This is a genomic window from Frateuria sp., from assembly GCF_035944355.1.
GTDB lineage: Bacteria > Pseudomonadota > Gammaproteobacteria > Xanthomonadales > Rhodanobacteraceae > Frateuria_A.
Genome location: NZ_DASZBH010000009.1, coordinates 48226 through 71144, shown reverse-complemented (window position 1 = coordinate 71144; position 22919 = coordinate 48226). Strand labels below are relative to the sequence as shown.

18 protein-coding genes and 1 other RNA gene are annotated in these 22919 nt (G+C 69.9%); 7 read left to right on the top strand and 12 right to left on the bottom strand.

Annotated features, from left to right (window positions below):
• The 9 genes from mraY to rsmI form a co-directional block, all read right to left on the bottom strand.
• A complete protein-coding gene (gene mraY / locus VGU03_RS06685; protein ID WP_327479611.1) occupies window positions 1-1083 on the bottom strand; it encodes a phospho-N-acetylmuramoyl-pentapeptide-transferase in 1083 nt (360 codons plus the stop codon).
• A complete protein-coding gene (locus tag VGU03_RS06680) occupies window positions 1073-2443 on the bottom strand; it encodes a UDP-N-acetylmuramoyl-tripeptide--D-alanyl-D-alanine ligase (RefSeq protein ID WP_327479610.1) in 1371 nt (456 codons plus the stop codon). The genes mraY and VGU03_RS06680 overlap by 11 nt, the downstream gene beginning before the upstream one ends.
• Complete coding sequence (locus VGU03_RS06675) at window positions 2440-3924, bottom strand: UDP-N-acetylmuramoyl-L-alanyl-D-glutamate--2,6-diaminopimelate ligase (RefSeq protein WP_327479609.1); 1485 nt, start codon at window positions 3922-3924, stop codon at window positions 2440-2442. Before VGU03_RS06675 ends, VGU03_RS06680 begins: the two co-directional genes overlap by 4 nt.
• Window positions 3921-5732: a penicillin-binding protein 2 gene (locus VGU03_RS06670; RefSeq protein WP_327479608.1), complete on the bottom strand. Its 1812-nt coding sequence runs from the start codon at window positions 5730-5732 to the stop codon at window positions 3921-3923. The genes VGU03_RS06675 and VGU03_RS06670 overlap by 4 nt, the downstream gene beginning before the upstream one ends.
• Entirely contained in the window at window positions 5729-6001 is a 273-nt protein-coding gene (gene ftsL / locus VGU03_RS06665; protein ID WP_414655945.1) for a cell division protein FtsL, read from the bottom strand. Before ftsL ends, VGU03_RS06670 begins: the two co-directional genes overlap by 4 nt.
• Complete coding sequence (gene rsmH, locus VGU03_RS06660) at window positions 5998-6918, bottom strand: 16S rRNA (cytosine(1402)-N(4))-methyltransferase RsmH (RefSeq protein WP_327479607.1); 921 nt, start codon at window positions 6916-6918, stop codon at window positions 5998-6000. Before rsmH ends, ftsL begins: the two co-directional genes overlap by 4 nt.
• Window positions 6919-6962: 44 nt before the next feature.
• Window positions 6963-7409, bottom strand: a complete 447-nt coding sequence (gene mraZ, locus VGU03_RS06655; protein ID WP_327479606.1) for a division/cell wall cluster transcriptional repressor MraZ — start codon at window positions 7407-7409, stop codon at window positions 6963-6965.
• A 341-nt stretch (window positions 7410-7750) separates the two neighbouring features.
• Window positions 7751-8113: RNase P RNA component class A (rnpB, locus tag VGU03_RS06650), an RNA gene on the bottom strand.
• An 85-nt stretch (window positions 8114-8198) separates the two neighbouring features.
• Window positions 8199-9029 (bottom strand): 16S rRNA (cytidine(1402)-2'-O)-methyltransferase, encoded by an 831-nt coding sequence (gene rsmI / locus VGU03_RS06645; protein WP_327479605.1) that lies wholly within the window; start codon window positions 9027-9029, stop codon window positions 8199-8201.
• Between the two features lie 84 nt (window positions 9030-9113).
• Here rsmI and VGU03_RS06640 point away from each other — a divergent pair, with 84 nt between their 5' ends.
• From VGU03_RS06640 to VGU03_RS06625, 4 genes are all read left to right on the top strand, one after another.
• Window positions 9114-11069 (top strand): penicillin-binding protein activator, encoded by a 1956-nt coding sequence (locus tag VGU03_RS06640; RefSeq protein ID WP_327479604.1) that lies wholly within the window; start codon window positions 9114-9116, stop codon window positions 11067-11069.
• Window positions 11069-11425, top strand: coding sequence for a YraN family protein (locus VGU03_RS06635; protein WP_327472142.1), 357 nt, complete (start codon window positions 11069-11071; stop codon window positions 11423-11425). Before VGU03_RS06640 ends, VGU03_RS06635 begins: the two co-directional genes overlap by 1 nt.
• A gap of 84 nt (window positions 11426-11509) precedes the next feature.
• Entirely contained in the window at window positions 11510-12880 is a 1371-nt protein-coding gene (locus tag VGU03_RS06630; protein WP_327479603.1) for an FAD-binding oxidoreductase, read from the top strand.
• A 49-nt stretch (window positions 12881-12929) separates the two neighbouring features.
• Window positions 12930-13532, top strand: coding sequence for a uracil-DNA glycosylase family protein (locus VGU03_RS06625; protein ID WP_327479602.1), 603 nt, complete (start codon window positions 12930-12932; stop codon window positions 13530-13532).
• Window positions 13533-13551: 19 nt separating this feature from the next.
• Here VGU03_RS06625 and rhtC read toward each other — a convergent pair whose 3' ends face one another.
• On the bottom strand, window positions 13552-14172 hold the full coding sequence (gene rhtC / locus VGU03_RS06620) for a threonine export protein RhtC (RefSeq protein ID WP_327479601.1): 621 nt from the start codon (window positions 14170-14172) through the stop codon (window positions 13552-13554).
• 311 nt (window positions 14173-14483) lie between these two features.
• Here rhtC and VGU03_RS06615 point away from each other — a divergent pair, with 311 nt between their 5' ends.
• From VGU03_RS06615 to metK, 3 genes are all read left to right on the top strand, one after another.
• Window positions 14484-15752 carry a nucleoside permease gene (locus VGU03_RS06615; protein ID WP_327479600.1) on the top strand — a complete coding sequence of 423 codons (1269 nt, stop codon included), beginning with the start codon at window positions 14484-14486 and terminating at the stop codon, window positions 15750-15752.
• 129 nt (window positions 15753-15881) lie between these two features.
• Window positions 15882-16868, top strand: a complete 987-nt coding sequence (gene dusB, locus VGU03_RS06610; protein ID WP_327479599.1) for a tRNA dihydrouridine synthase DusB — start codon at window positions 15882-15884, stop codon at window positions 16866-16868.
• 238 nt (window positions 16869-17106) lie between these two features.
• Window positions 17107-18318 (top strand): methionine adenosyltransferase, encoded by a 1212-nt coding sequence (metK, locus tag VGU03_RS06605; protein WP_327479598.1) that lies wholly within the window; start codon window positions 17107-17109, stop codon window positions 18316-18318.
• 75 nt (window positions 18319-18393) lie between these two features.
• On the opposite strand, the gene VGU03_RS06600 is transcribed toward metK, so the two are convergent.
• Window positions 18394-19464: a D-alanyl-D-alanine carboxypeptidase family protein gene (locus VGU03_RS06600; RefSeq protein WP_327479597.1), complete on the bottom strand. Its 1071-nt coding sequence runs from the start codon at window positions 19462-19464 to the stop codon at window positions 18394-18396.
• A 204-nt stretch (window positions 19465-19668) separates the two neighbouring features.
• A complete protein-coding gene (locus tag VGU03_RS06595) occupies window positions 19669-22524 on the bottom strand; it encodes a protein kinase domain-containing protein (protein WP_327479596.1) in 2856 nt (951 codons plus the stop codon).
• Window positions 22525-22919 lie beyond the last annotated feature (395 nt).

Sequence of the window (22919 nt, the reverse complement as noted above, 5' to 3'; positions counted from 1 at the left end):
TCAGCGCACCTTCAACGTGGCAAGGCCGATCAGCACCAGCACGACGCTGATGATCCAGAAACGCACGATCACCCGCGGCTCGGGCCAGCCCTTGAGCTCGAAGTGGTGGTGGATCGGCGCCATGCGGAAGATGCGCTTGCCGGTGAGCTTGAAGCTCGCCACCTGCAGCATCACCGACACGGTCTCCAGCACGAACACGCCGCCCATCACGATCAGCACGATCTCCTGGCGCACGATCACCGCCACGCAGGCCAGCGCCGCGCCGATGGCGAGCGCGCCCACGTCGCCCATGAACACCTGCGCCGGATAGGTGTTGAACCAGAGGAAGCCCAGCCCGGCGCCGGCCAGCGCGCCGCAGAAGATCGAGAGCTCGCCCGCGCCGGGGATCGAGGGAATCCCCAGGTACTCGGAGAACACCTTGTTGCCGGCCAGGTAAGCGAATACGCCCAGCGCGCCGGAGACCAGCACCGAGGGCATGATCGCCAGGCCGTCCAGGCCATCGGTGAGGTTCACCGCGTTGGAGAAGCCGACCACCATGAAATAGGCGATGACCACGAACATCGCGCCCAGCGGCACCGCCACCTGCTTGAACAGCGGCACGTACAGCGCGGTCTCGGCCGGCAGCACCGCCGCGCGGTAGAGGAGCACCGCCGCCGCCAGGCCGAACACCGATTGCCAGAAGTACTTCCAGCGCGAGGCCAGCCCGCGGCTGTCCTTGAGCACCAGCTTCTTGTAGTCGTCATAGAAGCCGATCGCGCCGAAGGTCATCAGCACGGCCAGCACGATCCACACGTAGCGGTTGTGCAGGTCGGCCCACAGCAGCGTGGCGATGGCGACCGCCAGCAGGATCATCACCCCGCCCATGGTCGGCGTGCCGGCCTTGACCAGGTGCGTCTGGGGACCGTCGCTGCGCACCACCTGGCCAGCCTTCAGCGCGGCCAGCCGCATGATCAGGCCGGGACCGAGCAGCAGCGACATCGCCAGCGCAGTGAGCGCGGCCATGATCGTGCGGAAGGTGATGTACTGGAACAGGTGCAGGGCGGTGAAATGCCGTGCCATCCAGTCGGCCAACTCAAGCAGCATCAGTGGAGCCTCCGGAGGCGTTCGTGGTTTGTTTCAGGGCGGCGACCACCTGCTCCATGCCGGCCGAGCGCGAGCCCTTGACCAGGCAGGTCACGCCCTCGTGCAGGTGCCCGGCCAGCGCAGCGGCGAGCGCGGCCTTGTCCGCGTAGTGCTCGGCGCCCGCACCGAAGGCCTGCACCGCCGCCAGGCTCAGCGTGCCCACGGCGAACAGCCGCTCGATGCCCGCCGCCTTGGCCCGCGCGCCGATGCCTGCATGCAGCTCGCGCGCCTCGGGCCCGAGTTCGGCCATGTCGCCCAGTACCAGCCAGCGTTCGCCGGTGGCCAGCGCCAGCGTGTCGATCGCCGCGCCGACCGAGCCGGGGTTGGCGTTGTAGCTGTCGTCGACCAGCGTCCAGCCGCCCCGCATCGCTTCCAGGCGCAGCCGTCCGGCGACGCCGGGCACGTGCATCAGGCCTGCCGCGATGGTCGCAAGCGGCACGTCGAGCGCCAGTGCAATCGCGCTGGCCGCCAACGCGTTGGCGACGTTGTGGCGTCCGGCCAGCGGCAGGTTCACCTCGGCCTCGCCCTCACCCGTGCGCAGCACGAAGCGCGAACCGTCCACACGCTGCTCCAGGATGGTCGCGCCTACGTCCACCGGCGCGCCCAGCCCGAAATGCAGCGTGCGGCGCGAGCCGGCCAAGCCTTCGAAGAAGCTGGCGAATGCGTCGTCGGCGTTGATGATCGCCACGCCGTCGGCCGGCAGCGCCTGGTACAGCGCGCCCTTGGTCTCGGCCACGCCCTCCAGGCTGCCCATCCGCTCAAGATGCGCCGGCGCGATGGTGTTGACCAGGCCGATGTCGGGCCGTGCGATGGCAGCGAGGTAGGCGATGTCGCCGGGCTTGCCCGCGCCCATCTCCAGCACGGCGTATTCGGCGTCGGCCGGCATCGCCAGCAGGGTCAGCGGCAGGCCCAGCTCGTTGTTGTAGTTGCCCGCGTTGACATGGGTACGGCCATGGCGCGAGAGGATCGAGGCGGTCAACGTCTTGACCGTGGTCTTGCCGTTGGAACCGGTGATGCCGACCACGCGCACGTCGCGCTGCGCACGCACCGCGCTGGCCAGGTCGCCAAGCGCAAGCTGGGTGTCGTTGACCAGCACCTGCGGGATGTCCACGTCCACCCGGCGCGTGACCAGCGCCGCGGCGGCGCCGCGCGACGCCGCGTCACGCACGAAGTCGTGCCCGTCCACGTGCTCGCCCTTGATCGCGACGAACAGCTCGCCGGACTGGAGCTTGCGCGTATCGATCGCCACCCCGGCGACGTCCAGGTCGGCGCCGAGCAGGCGGCCGCCGGTCCACAGCGCGATCTCGGATAGGCGCATCATGCGTAGGGCTCCTTCACCGGACCGGCGAGGGCGGCGCGCGCGACCGCCAGGTCGTCGAAGGCGCGCTTGCCGGCGGCGCCTTCCTGGTAGGTCTCGTGGCCCTTGCCGGCGATCAGCACGACGTCGTCCGCGCCGGCCTGCGCAATGGCCTGGGCGATGGCGGCCGCGCGATCCCGCTGGACCGCCACCGGCGGGCGCATGCCGGCGAGGATCTGCGCCACGATGGCGTCGCCGTCTTCGCCGCGCGGGTTGTCGTCGGTGACGATCGGTACGTCCGCCAGCCGCTGGGCGATCGCGCCCATCTGCGGGCGCTTGCCGGCGTCGCGCTCGCCGCCGCAGCCGAACACGCAGACCAGCCGTCCGGCGCAATGCGCGCGCAGCGCGGTGAGCGCCTGTTCCAGCGCGTCGGGGGTATGCGCGTAATCGACCACCACCAGCGGCTGCCTGCCGTCGCCACCGATCCGGTTCATGCGCCCGTTGACCGGCACGAGCGACTGCACCGCCTCGACGAGCGGGTCGAACGGCTCGCCCAGTGCACCCAGGCAGGCGATCACGGCCAGCAGGTTTTCCACGTTGAAGCGGCCGAGCAGCGGGCTGTGGACCGCCTGCGCCCCCCAGGGCGTGCGCACCGCGAACGCCAGCCCCTCGGCCGACGTGGCGATGGCCTGCGCGGCGACCTCCGCGCCGGTGGCATCCGCAGCGCTGGTGCGCAAGAGCCGCACGCCGGCCGGCAGGCGCGTGGCCAGCTCGCGGCCGAAGGGGTCGTCCACGTTGACCACCGCAGCCTTCAGGCTGGGCCAGGCAAACAGCTTGGCCTTGGCCGCGCCATAGGCCTCCATCGTGCCGTGGTAATCGAGGTGGTCGCGGGTGAGGTTGGTAAAGACGGCGACCTCGAAATCGACGGCGCCCACGCGGCCCTGCTCCAGCGCATGCGAGGACACTTCCATCGCCACGTGCGTCGCGCCCTGGTCGCGGAACCGCGCCAGCAGGCGCTGCACGCTGATCGCATCCGGCGTGGTGCGCTCGCCCTCGTCCAACTGCCCGTGGAAACCGGCGCCCAGCGTACCGATGCTCGCCGCGCGATGGCCCAGCCGCGCCAACGCCTGGGTGATCAGCTGCACGGTGGAGGTCTTGCCGTTGGTGCCGGTGACGCCGATGAGGCGCAGGGCGCGCGACGGATGACCATAGAAGCGGGCGGCGATCTCGCCCAGGCGCGCGTGCAGCCGGTCGATCCACAGCACCGGCACGCCGGGCGTGAAGCCGGCCACCACGGGGGTTTCCGCCAGCACCAGCGTGGCGCCACGCGCCACCGCATCGGCGGCGAAGGCGATGCCGTGCGCGCGGGCGCCGCGCAACGCCACGAAGGCGTCGCCCGGCCGCGCCTGGCGCGAGTCGAGCGTGAGGCCGCCAATACGAAGATCGCCGAGCGCACCGGCGTCGGCGAAACCTTCCAGCAAGGAGGCCAGCGAGGCGGCGCTCATGGCTGCTCCTCCACCGAGCCGTCGTCGGCCGGCCGGTCGGTGGGCGGCTTGCTGCCGGCCAGGCCGGTCGGGCTCATCAGCGGTCCGCCGGCATACCAGCGGCCGATGTTGTCCGGCGGCACGTCGAGCAGGCGCAGCGCTCCTTCCATCACCCGCGCGAACACCGGCGCGGAAACCATGCCGCCGTAGTAGCTGCGCTTCTGCGGATCGTCGATGACCACCACGCCGACCAGCCGCGGATGGCTGGCGGGCACCACGCCGGCGAATGCCGCGGTGTAGTTGTTGCGCGAGTAGCCGCCGGCCGCAGCCTTGTGCGCCGTGCCGGTCTTGCCCGCGACGATGTAGTTGGCGATGCGCGCCGTGGTCGCGGTGCCGCCCGGGGCGGTCACCGTCTCCATCATCTGGATGACCTCATCGGCGACCTGGCCGGAGACGATCGCCTTGGGCTCGTTGTCCGCTCCCTTGATGAAGCTGGGCGAATGCATCACGCCATGGTCGGCCAGCGTGGCATAGGCGTTGGCCAGCTGGAGCGGCGTCACGTTGAGGCCGTAGCCGTAGCCCATGATGGCCTTTTCCAGCGGACGCCAGTCGCGGCCGATGCGCAGCAGGCCGGAGGATTCGCCGGGGAAACCGCTGTTGGTGCTGTTGCCGAAGCCGAAGGCGCGGTAGGTGCCGTACATCAGCGACGTATCCAGTTCCATCGCGATGTGCGCCGCACCGACGTTGCTTGACTTGGTGATGACGCCGGTGGGCGTCAGCAGGCCATAGTTGTGCGTGTCGTGGATGTCGTGCCCCTGGAAGTACCAATGCCCTCCGGTGGTATCGATCAGCGGGCTGGTCGGCGTGAACTTGCCGCTGGACAGCGCTGCGCTCATCAGGATTGGCTTGATCGTCGAACCCGGTTCGAGCAGGTCGGTGACGGCGCGGTTGCGCCGGTCGGAAGCCTTGCTGCCGTTCACTGCGTTGGGGTTGTAGGTCGGCAGGTTGACCATCGCCAGCACTTCACCGGTGCCGACATCGAGGATGACCATCGAACCGGACGCCGCATTGAACTCGGTCAGCGCGTTCTTCAGCTCGTTGTAGGCGAGGAACTGGATGCGGCGGTCGATGCTGAGCGTGAGGCTCTTGCCCGGCTTGGGCTCGCGCACCTGCTCGACGTCCTCGACCACGTGGCCCATGCGGTCGCGGATCACTCGCTTGGCGCCCGGCTTGCCGGCCAGCCAGTCGTCGAAGGCGAGCTCCAGGCCCTCCTGGCCATGATCATCGATATTCGTGAAACCGAGCACGTGCGCGGTCACCTCGCCCGACGGGTAGTAGCGGCGGTATTCGCGCTGGCCGTTGACGCCGGGAATGCCCAGGTCCAGCACGGCCTGCGCCGCCTCCGGCGGCATCTGCCGGCGCAGGTAGACGAACTCGCGGTCGGCGCGCTGGGCCAGGCGCTCCTTGAGCTCGCCCGCGTCCACGCCCAGCGCGGCGGCGAGCGCCGGGATGCGCTCGTCGTTCTCCAGCACCTGCGCCGGATTGGCCCAGATCGAGACCACCGGCGTGGACACCGCCAGCGGCTCGCCGTTGCGGTCGAAGATGGTGCCGCGCGAAACCGCGATCGGCACTTCGCGCAGGAAGCGCGCATCGCCCTGGTCCTGGTAGAACTGCTTGCGCACCACCTGCAGGTCGAACGCGCGCGCGACCAGCCCCAGCGAGGCCAATACCAGCACGCCCACCACCAGGGTCATGCGCTTGCGCGCGCTCGGGCCGGCACCGCGGCGGCGACCGGAAGACGGCGGCGCGGTCGGTCGGCGCCAGCTCATCGGCGCACCAGCTGCACGTCCTGCGGACGCGGCGTGACCATGCCGAGCTTGGCGCGCGCTTCCTCGTCGATGCGGCGCGGCTCGGCCCAGGTCGCCTGCTCCAGCTCCAGCCGGCCGTATTCGATGTTGAGTTCGTCGCGCTGGTTCTGCAGGCGGGTCAGTTCGACGAACAGCACGCGGCTCTCGTGGCGCGTCCACACCACGCCGATCGCGCTGACCAGCACGGCCAGCAGCAGGAGCGTCAGCAGGGAGCCGGCCAGCGCCTTCATGCCAGCTTCTCCGCCACGCGCAGCACCGCCGAGCGGGCGCGCGGATTGGCCGCGAGTTCCCGTTCGGACGGAAACCGCGCCTTGCCGACCGCAGCCAGCCGCGCGGGTGCCGCGACCACCGGCGGACCGCGCCGGCTGCCCTGCACGCGGCCGGCATGGTCGCGGATGAACTGCTTGACGATGCGGTCTTCCAGCGAATGGAAGCTGATCACCGACAGGCGGCCGCCGGTCTTCAGACGCTCCAGCGCGGCGGCGAGCCCACGCTGCACGGACTCGAGCTCGCCGTTCACGCGGATGCGCAAGGCCTGGAAGGTGCGCGTGGCCGGATGCTTGCCCGGCTCGCGACGGCCGATCGTGCGCTCGACCAGCGCGGCCAGCTCGCCGGTGCGCGCGATCGGCGCTTCGGCGCGGTTCGCCACGATGGCGCGGGCGATCTTGCGGCTGAAGCGCTCCTCGCCGAAGGTCCACAGCACGTCGGCGATCTCGCGCTCGTCGGCATGGGCGAGGAAGTCGGCCGCGCTCTCGCCCTGGGTGGTGTCCATGCGCATGTCCAGCGGCGCATCGGCCATGAAGCTGAAGCCGCGCGCGGCCTCGTCCAGCTGCGGCGAGGAGACGCCGAGGTCGAGCAGCACGCCGTCCAGGCCGGCGGCGGTTTCGTCCCATTCGGCCAGCTCGGCGAAATTGCCGTGGCGGATCGCCACGCGGGGTTCGTCCGCGAAGGCCTCGCGCGCGGCGGCGACGGCAACCGGATCGCGGTCCATCAGCAGCAGCCGGCCGGCGGGACCCAGGCGCGACAGCACCGCGCGTGCGTGACCGCCGCGCCCGAAGGTGCCATCCAGATACCGCCCGCCTGCCTGCACGGCAAGGCCCTCCACCGCTTCGTCCAGCATCACCGGGATGTGCCGCAACTCGGCCACGCCGCACCTCCCGCTCGTCAAAATCCCGCCCGAACACCCGCGCCTTACAGGCGCAGGTCCGCCATGTCGTCAGTGATGTCGTCTTCGCCGAGGGTCTGGCGGATCTTGGCCAGATGCGCCTGCTCGCTCCACAGCTCGAACTTGTTGCCCATGCCCAGCAGCACCGCCTTCTTCTCGATGCCGGCGGCAGCGCGCTGGCTGGCCGGCAGCAGGACGCGCGAGGCGCCGTCCGGCTCGACCACGGTCGCCGCGCCCACCAGTTTCATCTGCAGGTTGCGGTGCGGCGCTTTGACCATCGGCAGCGCGTTGACCTGGTCGCGCACCTTTTCCCACTCGGCGTAGGGGAACAGCCACAGGCAGCCCGTTTCGAAGGGGCTGTAGGTGATCACCAGCCGATTGGCGCAGGCGCCCGCGACCAGCTCCCGATACGCGGTCGGGATGGCCAGTCGGCCCTTGTCATCGACGGTAATGGCGGTTTCGCCCTGGAACACCCGTAGACCCCACTCGTTCCCACAATTTCACACAGGGTCCCACCATACGTCTCGCCTCTTGAGACGTCAAGGGATTTTTGCTTGCGAATCAAGGAGAAAGGCAGCAGTGTGGACGTATTTCCAGCCATTTAAGAGGAAGGTCGGCAAGGTGCTTGAAAGCTAGGGATTTTTCAAAATGCCTTGCGAGCCACATCAGGGCGCTGCCGCCGGTGGAGAGGGCTGAACATGTTCAGTGCACGCCCGTCCCCGGCGGCACGAAACGCAAAAGGCCAGGGCAGCGCCGTGTTCCGCGCCACCCTGGCCTTTCCCGGCGGCACGCCAGGGGCGCACCGCCGCACAAGAGGTGGAGCCGGCCTGTAAGCCGGGTTCTGTACGCCTTGCGGCGCGACAGTCATTCCTCTCGGCCAGGCGTCGCCGCCTGGCTCCAGCGACCTACCCGGGAACAACGCGGGCCGCGTTATCGTTCCCCTATTCGGTCTTGCTCCGGGTGGGGTTTACCGTGCCGTGCGGCGTTGGCCCCGCACGCGGTGCGCTCTTACCGCACCCTTTCACCCTTACCTGTGCCCTTGCGGGCCATCGGCGGTCTGCTCTCTGTTGCACTGGCCGTCGGCTCGCGCCGCCCAGGTGTTACCTGGCACCCTGCCCTGCGGAGCCCGGACTTTCCTCGACGCGCTCTCGCGCGACGCGACTGTCCGGCCGACTCCACGGGCAATTGTAGTGCCCCCGGGTCAGGAATGGGGACTGGCGAACGAGCGCGTGAAGCCAGGCGACCGGCCGGACGCCGCCACTCTAGGAAGCCTCGTACAGGCTCTTGCGCGGCGCGCCGGTGATCGCGGCGGCCATTTTGGCGGCCTTGGCGGGAGGCAGCTCCTCGCGCAGCAGCGCGAACACGCGCTGGCCTTCGGCCAGGCGCGCATCGGCTTCCTCACCGCGGCCACCGACCAGGAGCACGCACTCGCCGCGCTGCTGGTCGGAGTCCCCCTCGACACGGGCAGCCAGATCGGCGAGCGGTTCGCCGATCACGGTCTCGAACAGCTTGGTGAGTTCCCGCGCCAGCACCGCCTCGCGCGCGCCGCCGAAAATCTCGCGCATGTCGGCCAGGCTTTCGGCCACGCGGTGCGATGACTCATAGAAGATGAGCGTGCGCGACTCGCCGGCGAGCTCCTGCAGGCGCGCACGCCGCGCGGCCGCCTTCGGCGGCAGGAAGCCCTCGAATACGAAACGGTCGCTGGGCAAGCCCGCCACCGACAGCGCCGCGATCGCCGCGCAGGCGCCGGGCACCGGCACGCAGCGGATGCCGGCCACGCGCGCCGCGCGCACCAGGCGGAAGCCCGGGTCGGAAACCAGCGGCGTGCCGGCGTCGGAGATCAGCGCGACCGATTGCCCATCGAGCATACGGCGCACCAGCGCATCGACCGCCTCGCGCTCGTTGTGTTCGTGCAACGCCACCAGCGGCGTATCGATGTTGTAGTGAAGCAACAGCGGGCGGCTATGGCGGGTGTCCTCGGCGGCGATCACGTCGGCCGCGCGCAACGCGGCCACCGCGCGCGGCGAGAGGTCGTCGCGGTTGCCGATCGGCGTGGCCACTACCGACAGGCTGCCGGGCGGGACAGTGGGCATCGAAACTCCAAATGGCGCGCAAAGGGCGCGCGGCACGATCGGCTATGATCGCTCACCATGTCGATCACGACCAAGGGACACTCCATGCGACTGCTCCGCGCCGCCGGCCTCGGCCTGCTGATCGCCCTGGGTGTGGGCGCCTGCGTGCCGACGGCAGTCACCCGCTCGCCGCAGGAACTGGCCGCTGCGCAGCAAGCCGAACAGCTCGTGCGGCAGGGCCAGTTCGACCAGGCGGCGCAGGCCTATCTCGCCCTCGCGCAGCAGACGGGTGATCAGGACCACTATCGCGTACTGGCCGCCGAGGTCTACCGCGAGGAAGGCGCCCTGGAGCGGGCCGCCCCGCTGCTGGATCAGGTGCGCCGGGCGCGCCTGCAGGGCGAGGACGCCGCCCGCTACGACCTGCTCCGCGCGGAACTGGCGCTCGCCCACCACGACGCGCATACCGCGCTTGAGCTGACCACCCAGCCGACGCCGGTCCCGCCCGCGCTCGAATTGCGCCTGCTCGAACTGCGCGCACAGGCCATGGCAGCCAGCGGGGACCTGTGGGGCGCGGCGCGCACCCGCGTGCAGATGGATCCCCAGCTGGAAGGCCTGGACCATACGCAGAACCGCAAGCAGATCCTCGACCTGCTCGGCCGCCTCGGCGCCGAACCGCTCAAGCGCCGCGGCGCCGCCATGAAGGCAGGCGATCGCATGCTGCCCTGGATCAACGAGGCGCTCACCCAGCTCGGCGTGCCGGTCGCACAGCCGCAGCCGGATCTCAACCAGCCGGTGGGCACCATGCTGCCCGGCGCCAACGCCAACGTGCGCGAGGGCTACCGCATGCCTGCGCGCGTCGCCTTGCTGCTTCCGCTGGGCGGCAACTTCACCGGCGCCAGCAGCGCGATACGCGAAGGCTTCTTCGCCGCCTACGCCGATGCCGCGCGCAACAATGCGCCACGCGCCAACGTGCGCGTGTACGACAGCGGCGGCACCGCCGACGGCGCGCTGAAGGCCTACCAGCAGGCCGCAAGCGACGGTGCACAACTGATCGTCGGGCCGCTCACCCGCGCCGAGGTCGCCGCCGTGTTCGGCCAGGCGAAGCTGCCGGTGCCGTTGCTCGCCCTCAACCACCCCGACGACAAGAGCCTGCCGGCCGGCGGCGCCACCGAGTTCGGCCTGCTGCCGGAAACCGAGGGGGCGCTGGCCGCCGACCACATGGTCGAGCGCGGCCTGCACGGCGCCTACGTGATCGTCTCCGACGACGATTTCGCCCAGCGCGCCGCGGGCGCCTTCAAGGCCGAACTGGAGGCCCGTGGCGGGCACGTCGCGGGCATGGCCACGCTGCCACCGCCCGGCAAGGTGAACTACGCCAACACCATCGGCGGCCTGAACATGCCCAAGTCGGCCATGCCCGTGCCGGCGCCCACGTCATCGCCGGCACCGACCACGGCCGCCTCGGCACCCGCGCCCGCCGGCAGCACCGCAGCCGCCGTGGCGCCCCTCGCGCAGCCAGGGGTGGATACCGGCATCTTCATCAGCATGCGCCCCGAGCAGGCGCGCCTGCTGCTGCCGCAGATGCAGATCGCGCACATCGGCTTGCCCGTGTTCGGCACCTCGCACATCTATGCCGGCGTCGACGACGCGGCCGCCAACCGCGACCTGGACGGCATGGAGTTCTGCGACGCGCCCTGGCTGTTCGACGCCCAGCCGGGCCTGCCCAGCCACGATGCCATCGCCGCCCAGTTGCCCGCCGCGCGCGGCACCTCGGCACGATTGTTCGCCTTCGGCATGGACGCATGGAACCTGGTGCCGTACGTGGACTGGTTGCGTGACCATCCCGGCAGCTACCTGCCGGGCGCCAGCGGCCAGCTCGCGGCCGACCAGTTCGGCCGGGTGCGGCGCGTGCTGGTCTGGGCACGTTTCCAGGATGGCCTGGCACGCCCGCTGAGCGGCAGCCTGCAGCTGGACGACGTGCCTTCGGCGGCGCCGCCGGTGGATCAGAACGGCAACCTCCCGGCGCCCGCCGGTTCGGCTGAGCCCGCGCCGACCGGCCACTGATGCGCGCCGCCGGCGAAGCCTTCGAGCAACGCGCCTGCCGCGAGCTGGAGCGCGCCGGGCTCACGCCGCTGGCGCGCAACTACACCACCCGCCACGGCGAGCTGGATCTGGTCATGCGCGAGGGCGACACGGTGGTCTTCGTCGAGGTCCGCTACCGCGTGCGCGCCGGCCATGGCGATGCCGCCGCCTCGATCACCCGCAGCAAGCAGGACAAGCTCGTCCGCACCGCGCAGCTGTGGCTCGCCGCGCACCCGCAGCACGGCCACCGGCCATGCCGTTTCGACGTGGTGAGCTACGACGGCCCGGCCGACGACGCACGCATGCACTGGTTGCGCGGCGCGTTCGAAGCCGAATGAGGCGAGCCTTGCGGTGCGCGCGGGCAAGCGGCAGCGCGATCGGGCGTGCGAGCCCGCGCCTCGGCGAGGCGCTACGCTAGCCCGATGCCATTGCCCGCTCCCCTGACCGACGCGCTGCACGCGATCTTCGGCCCCGCCGCCTGCTCGACCGGCCTGGCCGAGCGCCTCGCCTACGCCTACGACAACTCGCGCCTCAACGCGCCGCCCGATGCCGTGGTGTTTCCCACCACGCACGCGCAGGTCGAGGCCCTCGTGCGCGCCTGCCGCGCGCATCGGGTGTCGCTGGTCGCGCGCGGGCGCGGCAGCAACACCACCGGCGCGACGGTGCCGGTGGAAGGCGGCGTGGTGGCGAGCTTCGAGCGGATGAACCGCATCCTGCGCATCGACCCGGCCGACCGCCTGGCGGTGGTCGAACCGGGCGTGCTCAACGGCGACCTGCAGCGTGCGCTGGCTCCGCACGGGCTGTTCTGGCCGCCCGATCCGACCTCTTCGCCCTGGTGCAGCATCGGCGGCAATCTGGCTTGCAACTCGGCGGGGCCGCGCGCCGTTAAATACGGAACGCCACGCGAGAACACGCTGGGCCTGCGCGCGGTGGCCGGCAGCGGCGAGGGCTTCCGCTGCGGCACCTACACCAGCAAGGGCGCCACCGGCTACGACCTCACCCGCCTGCTGATCGGCTCGGAAGGCACGCTGGCGCTCATCACCGAGGCCACCCTCAAGCTCACGCCCCGGCCCTCGACCATCCGCACCCTGCGCGCGACCTACCGCGACGTCGGCGCCGCCGCACAGGCAGTGGCGCGCATCATGGGCCAGCCGGTGACGCCGTGCGCGCTGGAATTCATTGACGAGACGGCGCTGCGGCTCGCCCACGCCCACGCCGGCGACGCGGTGCCGCTGGCCGGCGCGCTGCTGATGATCGAAGTCGACGGCGAGCCGGACGCGCTCCACGCCGCGGTGGCCGCGGTCGCCGACGCCGCCCGCGGCGAAGGCCTGGAGACACTGCACGTGGCTGCCGACGCCGACGAGGCGCAACGGCTGTGGGCCGCACGCAAGGCGCTTTCTCCGGCACAGCGCACGATCGCCCCGGACAAGATCAACGAGGACGTGGTGGTGCCGGTCAGCCGTCTGCCCGCGCTGGTCGAGGGCATCCGGCGACTGGCCGCCAGGCACGAGGTGCTGATCGTCAGCTTCGGCCATGCCGGCAACGGCAACCTGCACGTCAACCTGCTGCCGCGCGACGCGGCCGAACGCGGACGCGCGCACGCCTGCCTGGCCGAGGTGTTCGCGCTGGTGGTCGAGCTGGAAGGCACGCTCTCCGGCGAGCACGGCATCGGCCGCAGCAAGCGCGAATTCATGCCGCTGGCGCTGGAGCCGGCGACGCTGGCGCTGATGCGCGGCGTGAAGCACGCATTCGACCCCGACGCCATTCTCAACCCGGGCAAGCTGTTGCCATGACGCCTAGCGTGCGACATGCGCCACCAGCCACCCGCATGGATGCCGGCGCATGAGCGAACTCGACCGCCCGCTCGACGAAATCCGCGCCTGCCAGCTGTGCGCCGCGCAGTTGCCGCACGGCGTGCGGCCGGTGCTGCAGGCCTCAGCCAGCGCACGCCTGCTGATCGTCAGCCAGGCACCCGGACGCAAGGTGCACGCGAGCGGCGTGCCGTTCGACGACGCGAGCGGCGACCGCCTGCGCGACTGGCTGGGCGTGGACAAGGCCACCTTCTACGACGCGCGGCGTATCGCGATCGTGCCGATGGGGTTCTGCTTTCCCGGCAGCGCACGCGGTGCGGACCTGCCGCCACGCCGCGAGTGCGCGCCCACCTGGCACCCGCGCCTGCTGCCGTTGCTGAAGAAGGTGGAGCTGACCCTGGCGATCGGCCGCTACGCGCAGGTCGGTCTGCTCGGTTCACTGGCGGCAGCCAGCCTGACCGACACAGTGCAAGCGTGGCGCGCCCACCTCGCCCAGGGCGTGCTGCCGCTGCCGCATCCGAGCCCGCGCAACCAGCTGTGGACCAAACGCAACCCGTGGTTCGCCGCGGAGTTGCTGCCGGTGCTGCGCGACCGCGTCGCCCGCGCGCTCGCCCACCCGGCGACCCGTCGCTAGGCGTCGCTTGCGGCGTCGGTCAGCGGCGGGCGAAGAGCAGGTGCAGGCCGAAGGCGACGAACACCGCGCCGGCCAGGCCGTCGATCCAGCGCGCCAGCCGCAGGTAGCCCCGCCGCATCGCCGGCAGCGCGAAGAACGCGGCCACCAGGGCGAACCAGGCGAAGGTCTCGGCCACGATCAGCGCCCACAGGCCCCAGCGAGCCGCCGCGCTCACGCGATCGCCCAGGAAGGCCGAGAACACGCTGCCGAAATAAACCACCACCTTCGGATTGGCCAGGTTGGTCAACAAGCCTGCGCGCAGCGTGGCCAGTTCGCCGCCGGGCGCGGCCCTGGCTTCGCCGTGCACCGCCGGCGCATGCGTGAATGCGCCGCGCAGCATGCGCAGCCCCATCCACAGGAGGTACAGACCGCCGCCGACGGCGATCAGCTGCTGCAGCCACGCCAGCCGGTGCAGCACCAGCTGCAGCCCGAGCAGCGCCAGGGCCGACCACAGCGTGATGCCCAGGGTGATGCCGAGCACACCGAACAGCGCCTGCCGGCGCGAGCGGCTGACGGCGGCCTGCGAGACGAAGAAGAAGTCCGGTCCCGGACTGAGCAAGGCGACCAGATGGACGATGGCGATGGTGAGGAACAGATTCATGGGCGCCTGGCACGCGAATGGACGAACGAGTTTAGGCCGCCGCCGTTCCGGCGTCGTCCGCGACGCGTAGATCCAGTGCGTGAGCGGGACCGAGAAGCGTTGTTTCCTGCTCGCGGTGATGCGGCTTTTGCCTGCGCACCATCGCATGGGCGAGCGCCCGCCGACGCGATGCCCAAGCACGCGCGCGCCGACCGTGCCGCGCTGCGCCGCGCCTTGCCCGTCCGCAGCCGATTCTCTAACCTGCCGAGCTTTGCGGCCAAGGGCGGTTTCCGCGGCTTTGCAGGGGAAAAGCACATGCGAAACAGGGCTCCATGAACATCAAGCTGCGTCTGATCGCGATGAACTTCCTGCAGTTCTTCGTTTGGGGTTCCTGGCTCACCACCATCGGCGCCTACTGGTTCCAGACCCGCCACTGGGGCGGCGCCGAATTCGGCGCGATTTTTTCGACCATGGGCATCGCCTCGCTGTTCATGCCGGCGATCACCGGCGTCATCGCGGACAAGTGGATCAACGCCGAGCGCCTCTACGGCGTGCTGCACCTGGGCGGCGCGGCGATGCTTTTCATCGTGCCCACGATCGACAATCCGGCCACGCTGTTCTGGGTGATGCTGGTCAACATGTGCTTCTACATGCCGACCATCGCACTGTCGATCACGGTGGCCTACAACGCGCTCAAGACCGAGGGCGTGGACATCGTCAAGGTGTACCCGCCGATCCGCGTGTGGGGCACGGTGGGCTTCATCGTCGCGATGTGGGCGATCAGCCTGCTGCACATCGAGACCTCGCCCGAGCAGTTCCACATCGCCGGCCTCGCCTCGGCGCTGCTGGGCCTTTATGCCTTCTCGCTGCCGGCCTGCCCGCCGCGCGACACGCGCCACACCTCGATGGTGGACGTGCTCGGGCTGCGCTCGTTCGCGCTGTTCAAGAACTACAAGATGGCGGTGTTCTTCCTGTTCGCGATGGCGCTGGGCGCGGCGCTGCAGCTGACCAACGCCTACGGCGACACTTTCCTGCACGACTTCGGCAAGGTCGACGCGTACAAGGGCCTGATCACGGTGCGCTACCCGAACATCGTGCTGTCGATCTCGCAGATGTCCGAAACGCTGTTCATCCTGGCGATCCCGTTCTTCTTGAAGCGCTTCGGCATCAAGACCGTGATGCTGATCAGCATGGTCGCCTGGGTGCTGCGCTTCGGCCTGTTCGCCTACGGCAACCCGGCCGAACTGCTGTGGATGATCGTGATGTCGAACATCGTCTACGGCATGGCGTTCGATTTCTTCAACATCTCCGGCTCCCTGTTCGTGGAGGGCCAGGCCGACCCGAAGATCCGCGCCAGCGCGCAGGGCCTGTTCATGCTGATGACCAACGGCGTGGGCGCGGTGCTGGGAAGTTCCATCAGCGGGCAGGTGATCGAGCGGTTATTCACGGCGCCGGACGGCGCCCTGCAATGGCACGGCATCTGGCTGAGCTTCGCCGGCTACGCGCTGGTGGTGGCGGTGCTGTTCGTGGTCCTGTTCCGCCACAAGCACATCCCCGAAAACGCGGCGCGGGCGAACCTGGGGCAGCAGGTGGGCATCTGACGAACTGTCGCGCCCGCCTGTTTGTTGAGAATTATTTTTAACAACGTGCGCATCCCCGCCGGCGTCATGTTCTGGCGCGCACACACCAAGCGGCGCGGTTGAGCGTCTGGGACGCCCTACAATAGGCCGATGCAGATCGGCCCCTACCGCATCGACCCGCCCGTGGTGCTCGCGCCCATGGCCGGGGTCACCGACAAGCCTTTCCGCCTGCTGTGCAAACGGCTGGGCGCGGGCCTGGCCGTGTCGGAGATGACCACCGCCGATCCCAAGCTCTGGCACACGCGCAAGTCGCTGCACCGCATGGACCACGCGGGCGAGCCCGAGCCGGTCAGCGTGCAGATTGCCGGCTACGATCCGGCGATGCTGGCCGAGGCGGCGCGCTTCAACGTGGCCAACGGTGCGCAGATCGTCGACATCAACATGGGTTGCCCGGCCAAGAAGGTGTGCAACGTGTGGTCGGGCTCGGCGCTGCTGCAGGACGAGCCGCTGGTGGCGCGCATCTGCAAGGCGGTGGCCGAGGCGGTCGGGGTGCCGGTGACCTTGAAGATCCGCACGGGCTGGGACCGCGAGCACAAGAACGCCCTCACCATTGCCCGCATCGCCGAGGACAGCGGCATCGCCGCGCTCTCGGTGCACGGGCGTACCCGCGCGGACAAGTACGAGGGCGAGGCCGAGTACGAGACCATCGCCGCGGTGAAGGCCGCGGTGCGCATTCCGGTGCTCGCCAACGGCGACATCACCACGCCCGAGCGCGCCCGCCATGTGCTCGAGGCCACCGGCGCGGATGCCGTGATGATCGGCCGCGGCGCGCAGGGGCGGCCGTGGATCTTCCGCGAGGTCGCGCACTACCTGGCCACCGGCCAGAAGTTGCCCGAACCCGGTCCGGCCGAGGTCGCCGCCATCCTGCTCGGGCACCTGGAACACCTGTACGCCTTTTACGGCGAGCCTGCGGGCGTGCGCATCGCACGCAAGCACCTGGGCTGGTACGCCAAGGACCGGCCGGAGAACGCGGCGTTCCGGCATGTGGTCAACCGGGCGGAAACCGCCGCCGACCAACTGCGCCTGACCGCCGAATACTTCGCGGGCCTGGGCGAGCTCCAGCGCGTCGCGGCCTGACCCTCCGCCGATACGAGCCCTCTCCCCGCCGGGGAGAGAAAGCAGATCCCGCGTCACGGACCGCGCCGCGCAACGACGATCGAACAACCGGGCCCGTTTGGCCGTCCAGCCGTCCGCCGCCTGAACGGGCATGCAAGCTTCACCCCGGAATAGTAGGCTGGCCTGCAAACCGACGCCGCCGCGTGTATCATGCGCGGCTTCTTTATCTCTGTATCCGAAAGGAAGGATATATCCCGCGATGAGCAACTACCTCTTCACCTCCGAGTCGGTCTCCGAAGGCCATCCCGACAAGGTCGCCGACCAGATTTCCGACGCCGTCCTCGACGCGATCCTCGCGCAGGACCCGCGCGCACGCGTGGCGTGCGAGACGATGGTGAAGACCGGCGTGGCCATCGTCGCCGGCGAGATCACCACCTCCGCCTGGATCGACCTGGAAGGCCTGACCCGCAAGGTGATCCTGGACATCGGCTACGACTCCTCCGACGTCGGCTTCGACGGCGCCACCTGCGGCGTGCTCAACCTGATCGGCAAGCAGTCGCCCGACATCAACCAGGGCGTGGACCGCAAGAAGCCCGAGGAACAGGGCGCCGGCGACCAGGGCCTGATGTTCGGCTACGCCACCAATGAGACGAAGGACTTCATGCCGGCGGCGATCTACTACTCGCACCGCCTGGTCGAGCAGCAGGCCAAGATCCGCAAGAAGAAGAATTCGCCGCTGCCGTGGCTGCGCCCGGACGCCAAAAGCCAGGTGACCCTGCGCTACGAGAACGACGCGGCCGTCGCGATCGACGCGGTCGTGCTCTCGACCCAGCACGATCCGGGCGTCAAGCAGAAGGACCTGATCGAGGCGGTGCGCGAGGAGATCCTGAAGCCCGTGCTGCCGGCCAAGCTGCTGCACAAGGGCACCAAGTTCCACATCAACCCGACCGGCAAGTTCGTGATCGGCGGCCCGGTGGGCGACTGCGGCCTGACCGGCCGCAAGATCATCGTCGACACCTACGGCGGCTGGGCCCGCCACGGCGGCGGCGCGTTCTCGGGCAAGGATCCGTCCAAGGTCGACCGCTCGGCCGCCTATGCGGCGCGCTACGTGGCCAAGAACATCGTGGCCGCCGGCCTGGCCGACCGCTGCGAGGTGCAGGTGTCCTACGCCATCGGCGTGGCCGAGCCGACCTCGATCTCGGTGACCACCTTCGGTACGGGCAAGATCTCGGACGAGAAGATCGAGAAGCTGATCCGCAAGCACTTCGACCTGCGTCCGTACGGCATCATCAAGATGCTGGACCTGATCCACCCGATGTACCAGCAGACCGCCAGCTACGGCCACTTCGGCCGCCAGCCCTACGAGATGAAGGCCGCCGACGGCTCCACCTTCACCGCGTTCTCGTGGGAGAAGACCGACAAGGCCGAGGCGCTGCGCGCCGACGCCGGCCTGAACGGCAAGCGCAAGTAAGTCCGGCGCTGGTCGTGCACAAAAAACCCCGCGGCCTGCCGCGGGGTTTTTGTTTGTCTGCCTGGCGGCGAAAGCTCAGTCCTGACCGCCCTTGGCGCCCGCGCGATTGGCCAGCTTGATCGTGCCGTTGTGCGCATGCGAGGTACGGCCCTTGGCGCGGCAGATGCCATGGTGCGCGCGACAACCGTGCGTGGCGGCCCTGCCGCGGCGCGCCGCGTGACGCGACGCGGCCGAGGGGGTCGGGTCGGCTTCGGCGTTGGCGATCGGCGAGAGCGCCGCCAGCACGCGGTGCGCCATGCCTGGCGCGGGCTCGCCCGCGGCCGCCAGCGCGTCCGCCTCGCTCTGCTCGAAGCCGGCATCGAGCAGGTTCGCCATCAGCTGGTCACGGCGGGCCGCCGTCTTGCCTCCCAGCACCACCGCGAACAGCCGGTGGCCATCGCGCATCGCCGTGGAGGCGAGGTTGAAACCCGACGCGTCGGTGAAGCCGGTCTTCAGGCCGTCCATGCCGGGATAGCGGTCCATCAGATGGTTGTGACCGCGCACCAGCTGGCCGTTGAAGTTGAATTCCTTGACGGAGAAGTAGTGCGCGTACTGCGGGAAATCCTGGAAGAGCGCGCGGCCCAGCGTAAGCAGGTCGCGCGCCGTGGACCAGTTGTTCGGATCGGGCAGGCCGGAGGCGTTGTCGAAATGCGTGCCGCTCATGCCCAGCAGCGCGGCCTGCGCGTTCATCATGTCGGCGAAGCCTTTTTCGTTGCCGCCGATGCTTTCGGCCGCCACGGTCGCCGCATCGTTGGCCGACTTGGTGACCATCGCCAGGATGCAGTCCTCCACCGTGATGTTCTGGCCGACGCGCAGGCCCAGCTTGCTCGGCGCGCGGTTCGCGGCCCAGGCCGACACCGGCAGGCGATCCTCGAGCGTGAGCCGGCCGGCCTTCAGTTCGCGGAAGGTCAGGTAGAGCGTCATCATCTTGGTCAGCGACGCCGGATAGTTGCGCTCGTCGGCGTTGACCTGGCCCAGCACGCGCCCGGTGGTGGCATCGACCACGATGGCGGCCTGCCCGGCGTGCGCCGTGCCGGCAAGGAGCCCCAGCAGGGTGATGAGGATGAGGGCGCCCAGCCGGCTGGGCAGAAATGCATCGATGGTCATGCCAGATCCTCGCTGCGCAATGGCAGCGTTTTTGTCGCGTAGAGGCGACCTTAATGCGATCGGCGCCATATTTCCACGGGAAAGCCCGAACTTTGCCGGGCAAATGACTGTTGTGTCGATGCTTTCGTGATGGATTGCCGCTGCCCGGACGGGCGAAGCGGGCTCGACGGCGGTCTGGGAACGCGCTGGCTGCCGGCCACAGGGCTACTCCCCGACCGCCGCCAGCGCTTCCTCGCGCACGCTGCGCATGCCCGCATTGAGCGTGTCCGGCCTCATCGCGATCACCGGCTGCAGATAGGTATCGAGCACGCGCCTGGCAGCCGCGGCGTCGTGCAGCTTGAGCAGGGTGAGGTACAGCCGCGAGGCGCTCTCGATGGTATGGGCGTCGGTGTCGCCCAGGGTGCGGGCACGGCCCTCCAGCGCCTTGGCGTGGGCGTCGCGCGCCTCTTCCCAGCGTCCGGCGCCGGCATCGATGCGGCCGACCAGGTCGTAGGTCGCCAGCGTCATCGGGTGGTCCTCGCCCAGTTGGCGGCGCAGGGCGGCGAGCACCTGCTCGCCTTGCGTGCTGGCCTCGGCGTACTGGCCGTTCTCGCACAGCAGGCTGGCCAGGCTGCCGCGGGCGTAGAGGGTGCTGAAATGCTCGGGACCGAGGGTGCGCATGCGCCCGGCCAGGATGGCGCGCTCCATCGCAATGGCCTCGCCGTAGCGGTCCTGCTTCGAGAGCAGCCGCACCATGTCGGTCATGGCGTCGAGCGTGTGCGCGTTGTCAGGGCCCAGCACGCGCCGGTAGCCCTGGATGATCGCGTCCAGCCGCTCGTGCACCTGCGCCATGGTGTCCGGATCGAGCGCCAGCCGCACCTCGTTGGACGCCGCCAGCGCGCGCGCCTGCAGGGTGGCCGGATGGTCCGCGCCCAGGCTGCGCTGGCGGACCTGCGCCACGTCCTGGGCCAGCGCGAGCGAGCGTTCGTATTCGTTGTCCTGCGAGTACAGCAGCGTGGCCAGGGTCAGGGTCGTGGCGAGCGTTTCCGGGTCGTTGATGCCGAAGGTCTGGCGGTACAGCGGCACCAGTTGCTCCAGCTCGGCGCGCGCGCGGTCGCGCTGGCCGAGCTGGGTCAGCGTTTCGACCCGGTCGCGGCGCAACCGCAGCAGGCCTTGGTTGGTGGCCGGCAGCAGCGGCGCCAGCCGCGCGTAGAGCGCCTCCTGCCGTTCGAGCGCCTGCTTGAGCTGGCCCTGCGCGGCGAGCACGCGGGCGCGCCCGGACAGCGCCGCCACTTGCAGCGGGTCGGTCGGCGGCAGCGCGCCAGCCGCCGGCAGCGTGCTGTCGTAGACCTGCGCGGCCTGGTCTGGCTCGCCGCCGCGATAGAGCGCCTCGCCCAGATCGATGCGCGCCGAAAGCAGCGCGGCGTCGCCGGCGGGCAGGCGCTGCCGGCGCACCTGCACCACCCGGCGCAATTCCTCGGCCGCGTGGCTGTAGCTGCCGATGGTCAGCAGCACGCGCGCCAGCGACTGGCGCATGTCGGCGGCGAGCAGGGGGGCGTCGGCGAAATCCTTGTCCAGCCGGGCCAGCGCATGGCTCACCACGTAAGTGTCCAGCGCGTCGCGTGCCGGCCCGGACGAGGCGATCCCGGCAAAGGCCTGGTCCAGTCGTGTGCGGTCGATCGATGGCCTGCCCGGGTCACCGAGACGGGCCATTACCAGCGCGCGCGCGCTGCGCGTCATGGCGTGCCCCATCGCGTCGATGTCCACGCTCTGCAGCATCGACTGCTGGAAGTCCACCATGCGTTCCAGATCGTGCTGGCGCTGTTCGGCCAGGCGTTGCGCCGCGCGGGTCTGCACCAGCGCCAGCAGTGAGGCGGTCAGCCCGGCCAGCACTGCCAGCAGCACCATGCCGGCGGCCGCGAGCGGCCAGCGATTGCGCTGGGCGAAGCGGCGCAGCCGGTACCACTGTCGGCCGCGGCGCGCCTTTACCGGCCGCCGCGCCAGGTAGTAGCGAAGGTCCTGCGCGAATTCGGCCACGCTCGCGTAGCGCTCGCTCACCTGCCGGCGCAGGGCCTTGAGCACGATCGCATCGACGTCGGCGGGAATGGTGCGGCGCGACCGGTTCTCCTCCGGCGATTCGCGCAGGCTGCGGCTGGGCGCCGTCACCTGGCCGCCGACGATCGCGTTGGACAACAGGTGCGGAGTGACCAGGTGCTGGTAGGGACGGCGCCCGGCGACCAGCTGGTAGAGCACCACGCCCAGCGAATAGACGTCCGCCGCGGTGGTCAGCGGCTGCTGTTCGATCTGCTCGGGGCTGGCGTAGGCCAGGGTCAGCGCATGCGCCGCGGTGGCGGTGGCGAGCACCTGGCCGCCCTCCTCGATGATGCGCGCGATGCCGAAGTCCAGCAGCTTGGGCGTGCCGTCGGCGGTCACCAGGATGTTGGCCGGCTTGATGTCGCGATGAATCACCAGGTTGCGATGGGCGAACTCCACCGCGTCGCAGACCTTCAGGAACAATTCGATGCGCTCGTTGAGCGGCATCGAGCGGGCGTCGCACCACTCGTCGATGCGCTGGCCCTGGACGTACTCCATCGCCAGGAACGGCCGGCCGCCGTCCATCATGCCGCCATCGAGCAGACGCGCGATGCCGGGGTGCTCCAGCCGAGCCAGCAGGCTGCGCTCCTGACTGAAGCGCTCGTGCAGGACCGGCGAGCCTTCGGCGGCGGCGTGCAGGAACTTAAGCGCCACCTGCTGGGTAAACCCTTCGTCGCACCGCTCGGCCAGGTACACCATGCCCATGCCGCCCTCGCCGAGCAGGCGCAGGATGCGGTAGTTGCGCGGCGCGGTGGCCTGCGTCTGGCGGCCGCTCAGGTCGGGCGAAGCGGCGGCCGGCGCGAACGGCAGGGTGGCGGTATGGGTGCGCTCGATCGCCTCGAGCATCCAGCGCACCTCGCGCTCGAGTTCCGCGTCTTCTCCGACGCGCTCGACGACGAGCGCGTCGCGCTCGCCGGCGTCCACCTCCATTGCAGCCAGCGCGATGCGCTTGGCCGCGGCATAACGGTCCGTCAGCTGCCTTGCCATGGCCATCCCCCCGGAGTCCGGAGGGGGATTATGGCGCGGATTTCACGGGTGAATCACATGCCGCGGCGGCCACAAGGGCGCCCGCCACCACGCTGCCGGCCTGTGGCGCCTGGAAATCAGCGGTGCGCATGGCTTCCCCTGACGTGCCCGGCGCGGGTGCCTAGCAGCTTTGAAGACTTCTTTGTTGCTCTTTCAAAGCTCTCGGAGCTTGGAAAGTGTGCTTTCGTTCTTCGCGGAGGAACGAAAGCGGCTAGGACGGAACAGCCGCCGCGGGAGCCATCTGTGCGTAACCGTCATGCGCCGTGGCGGGCTCCTGCAGGATCTCGACAACTGGTCAGACGTCGTTCCCGCGCAAGCGGAAATCCACGTTGACGTTTCGCCAGCCAAATGGATCC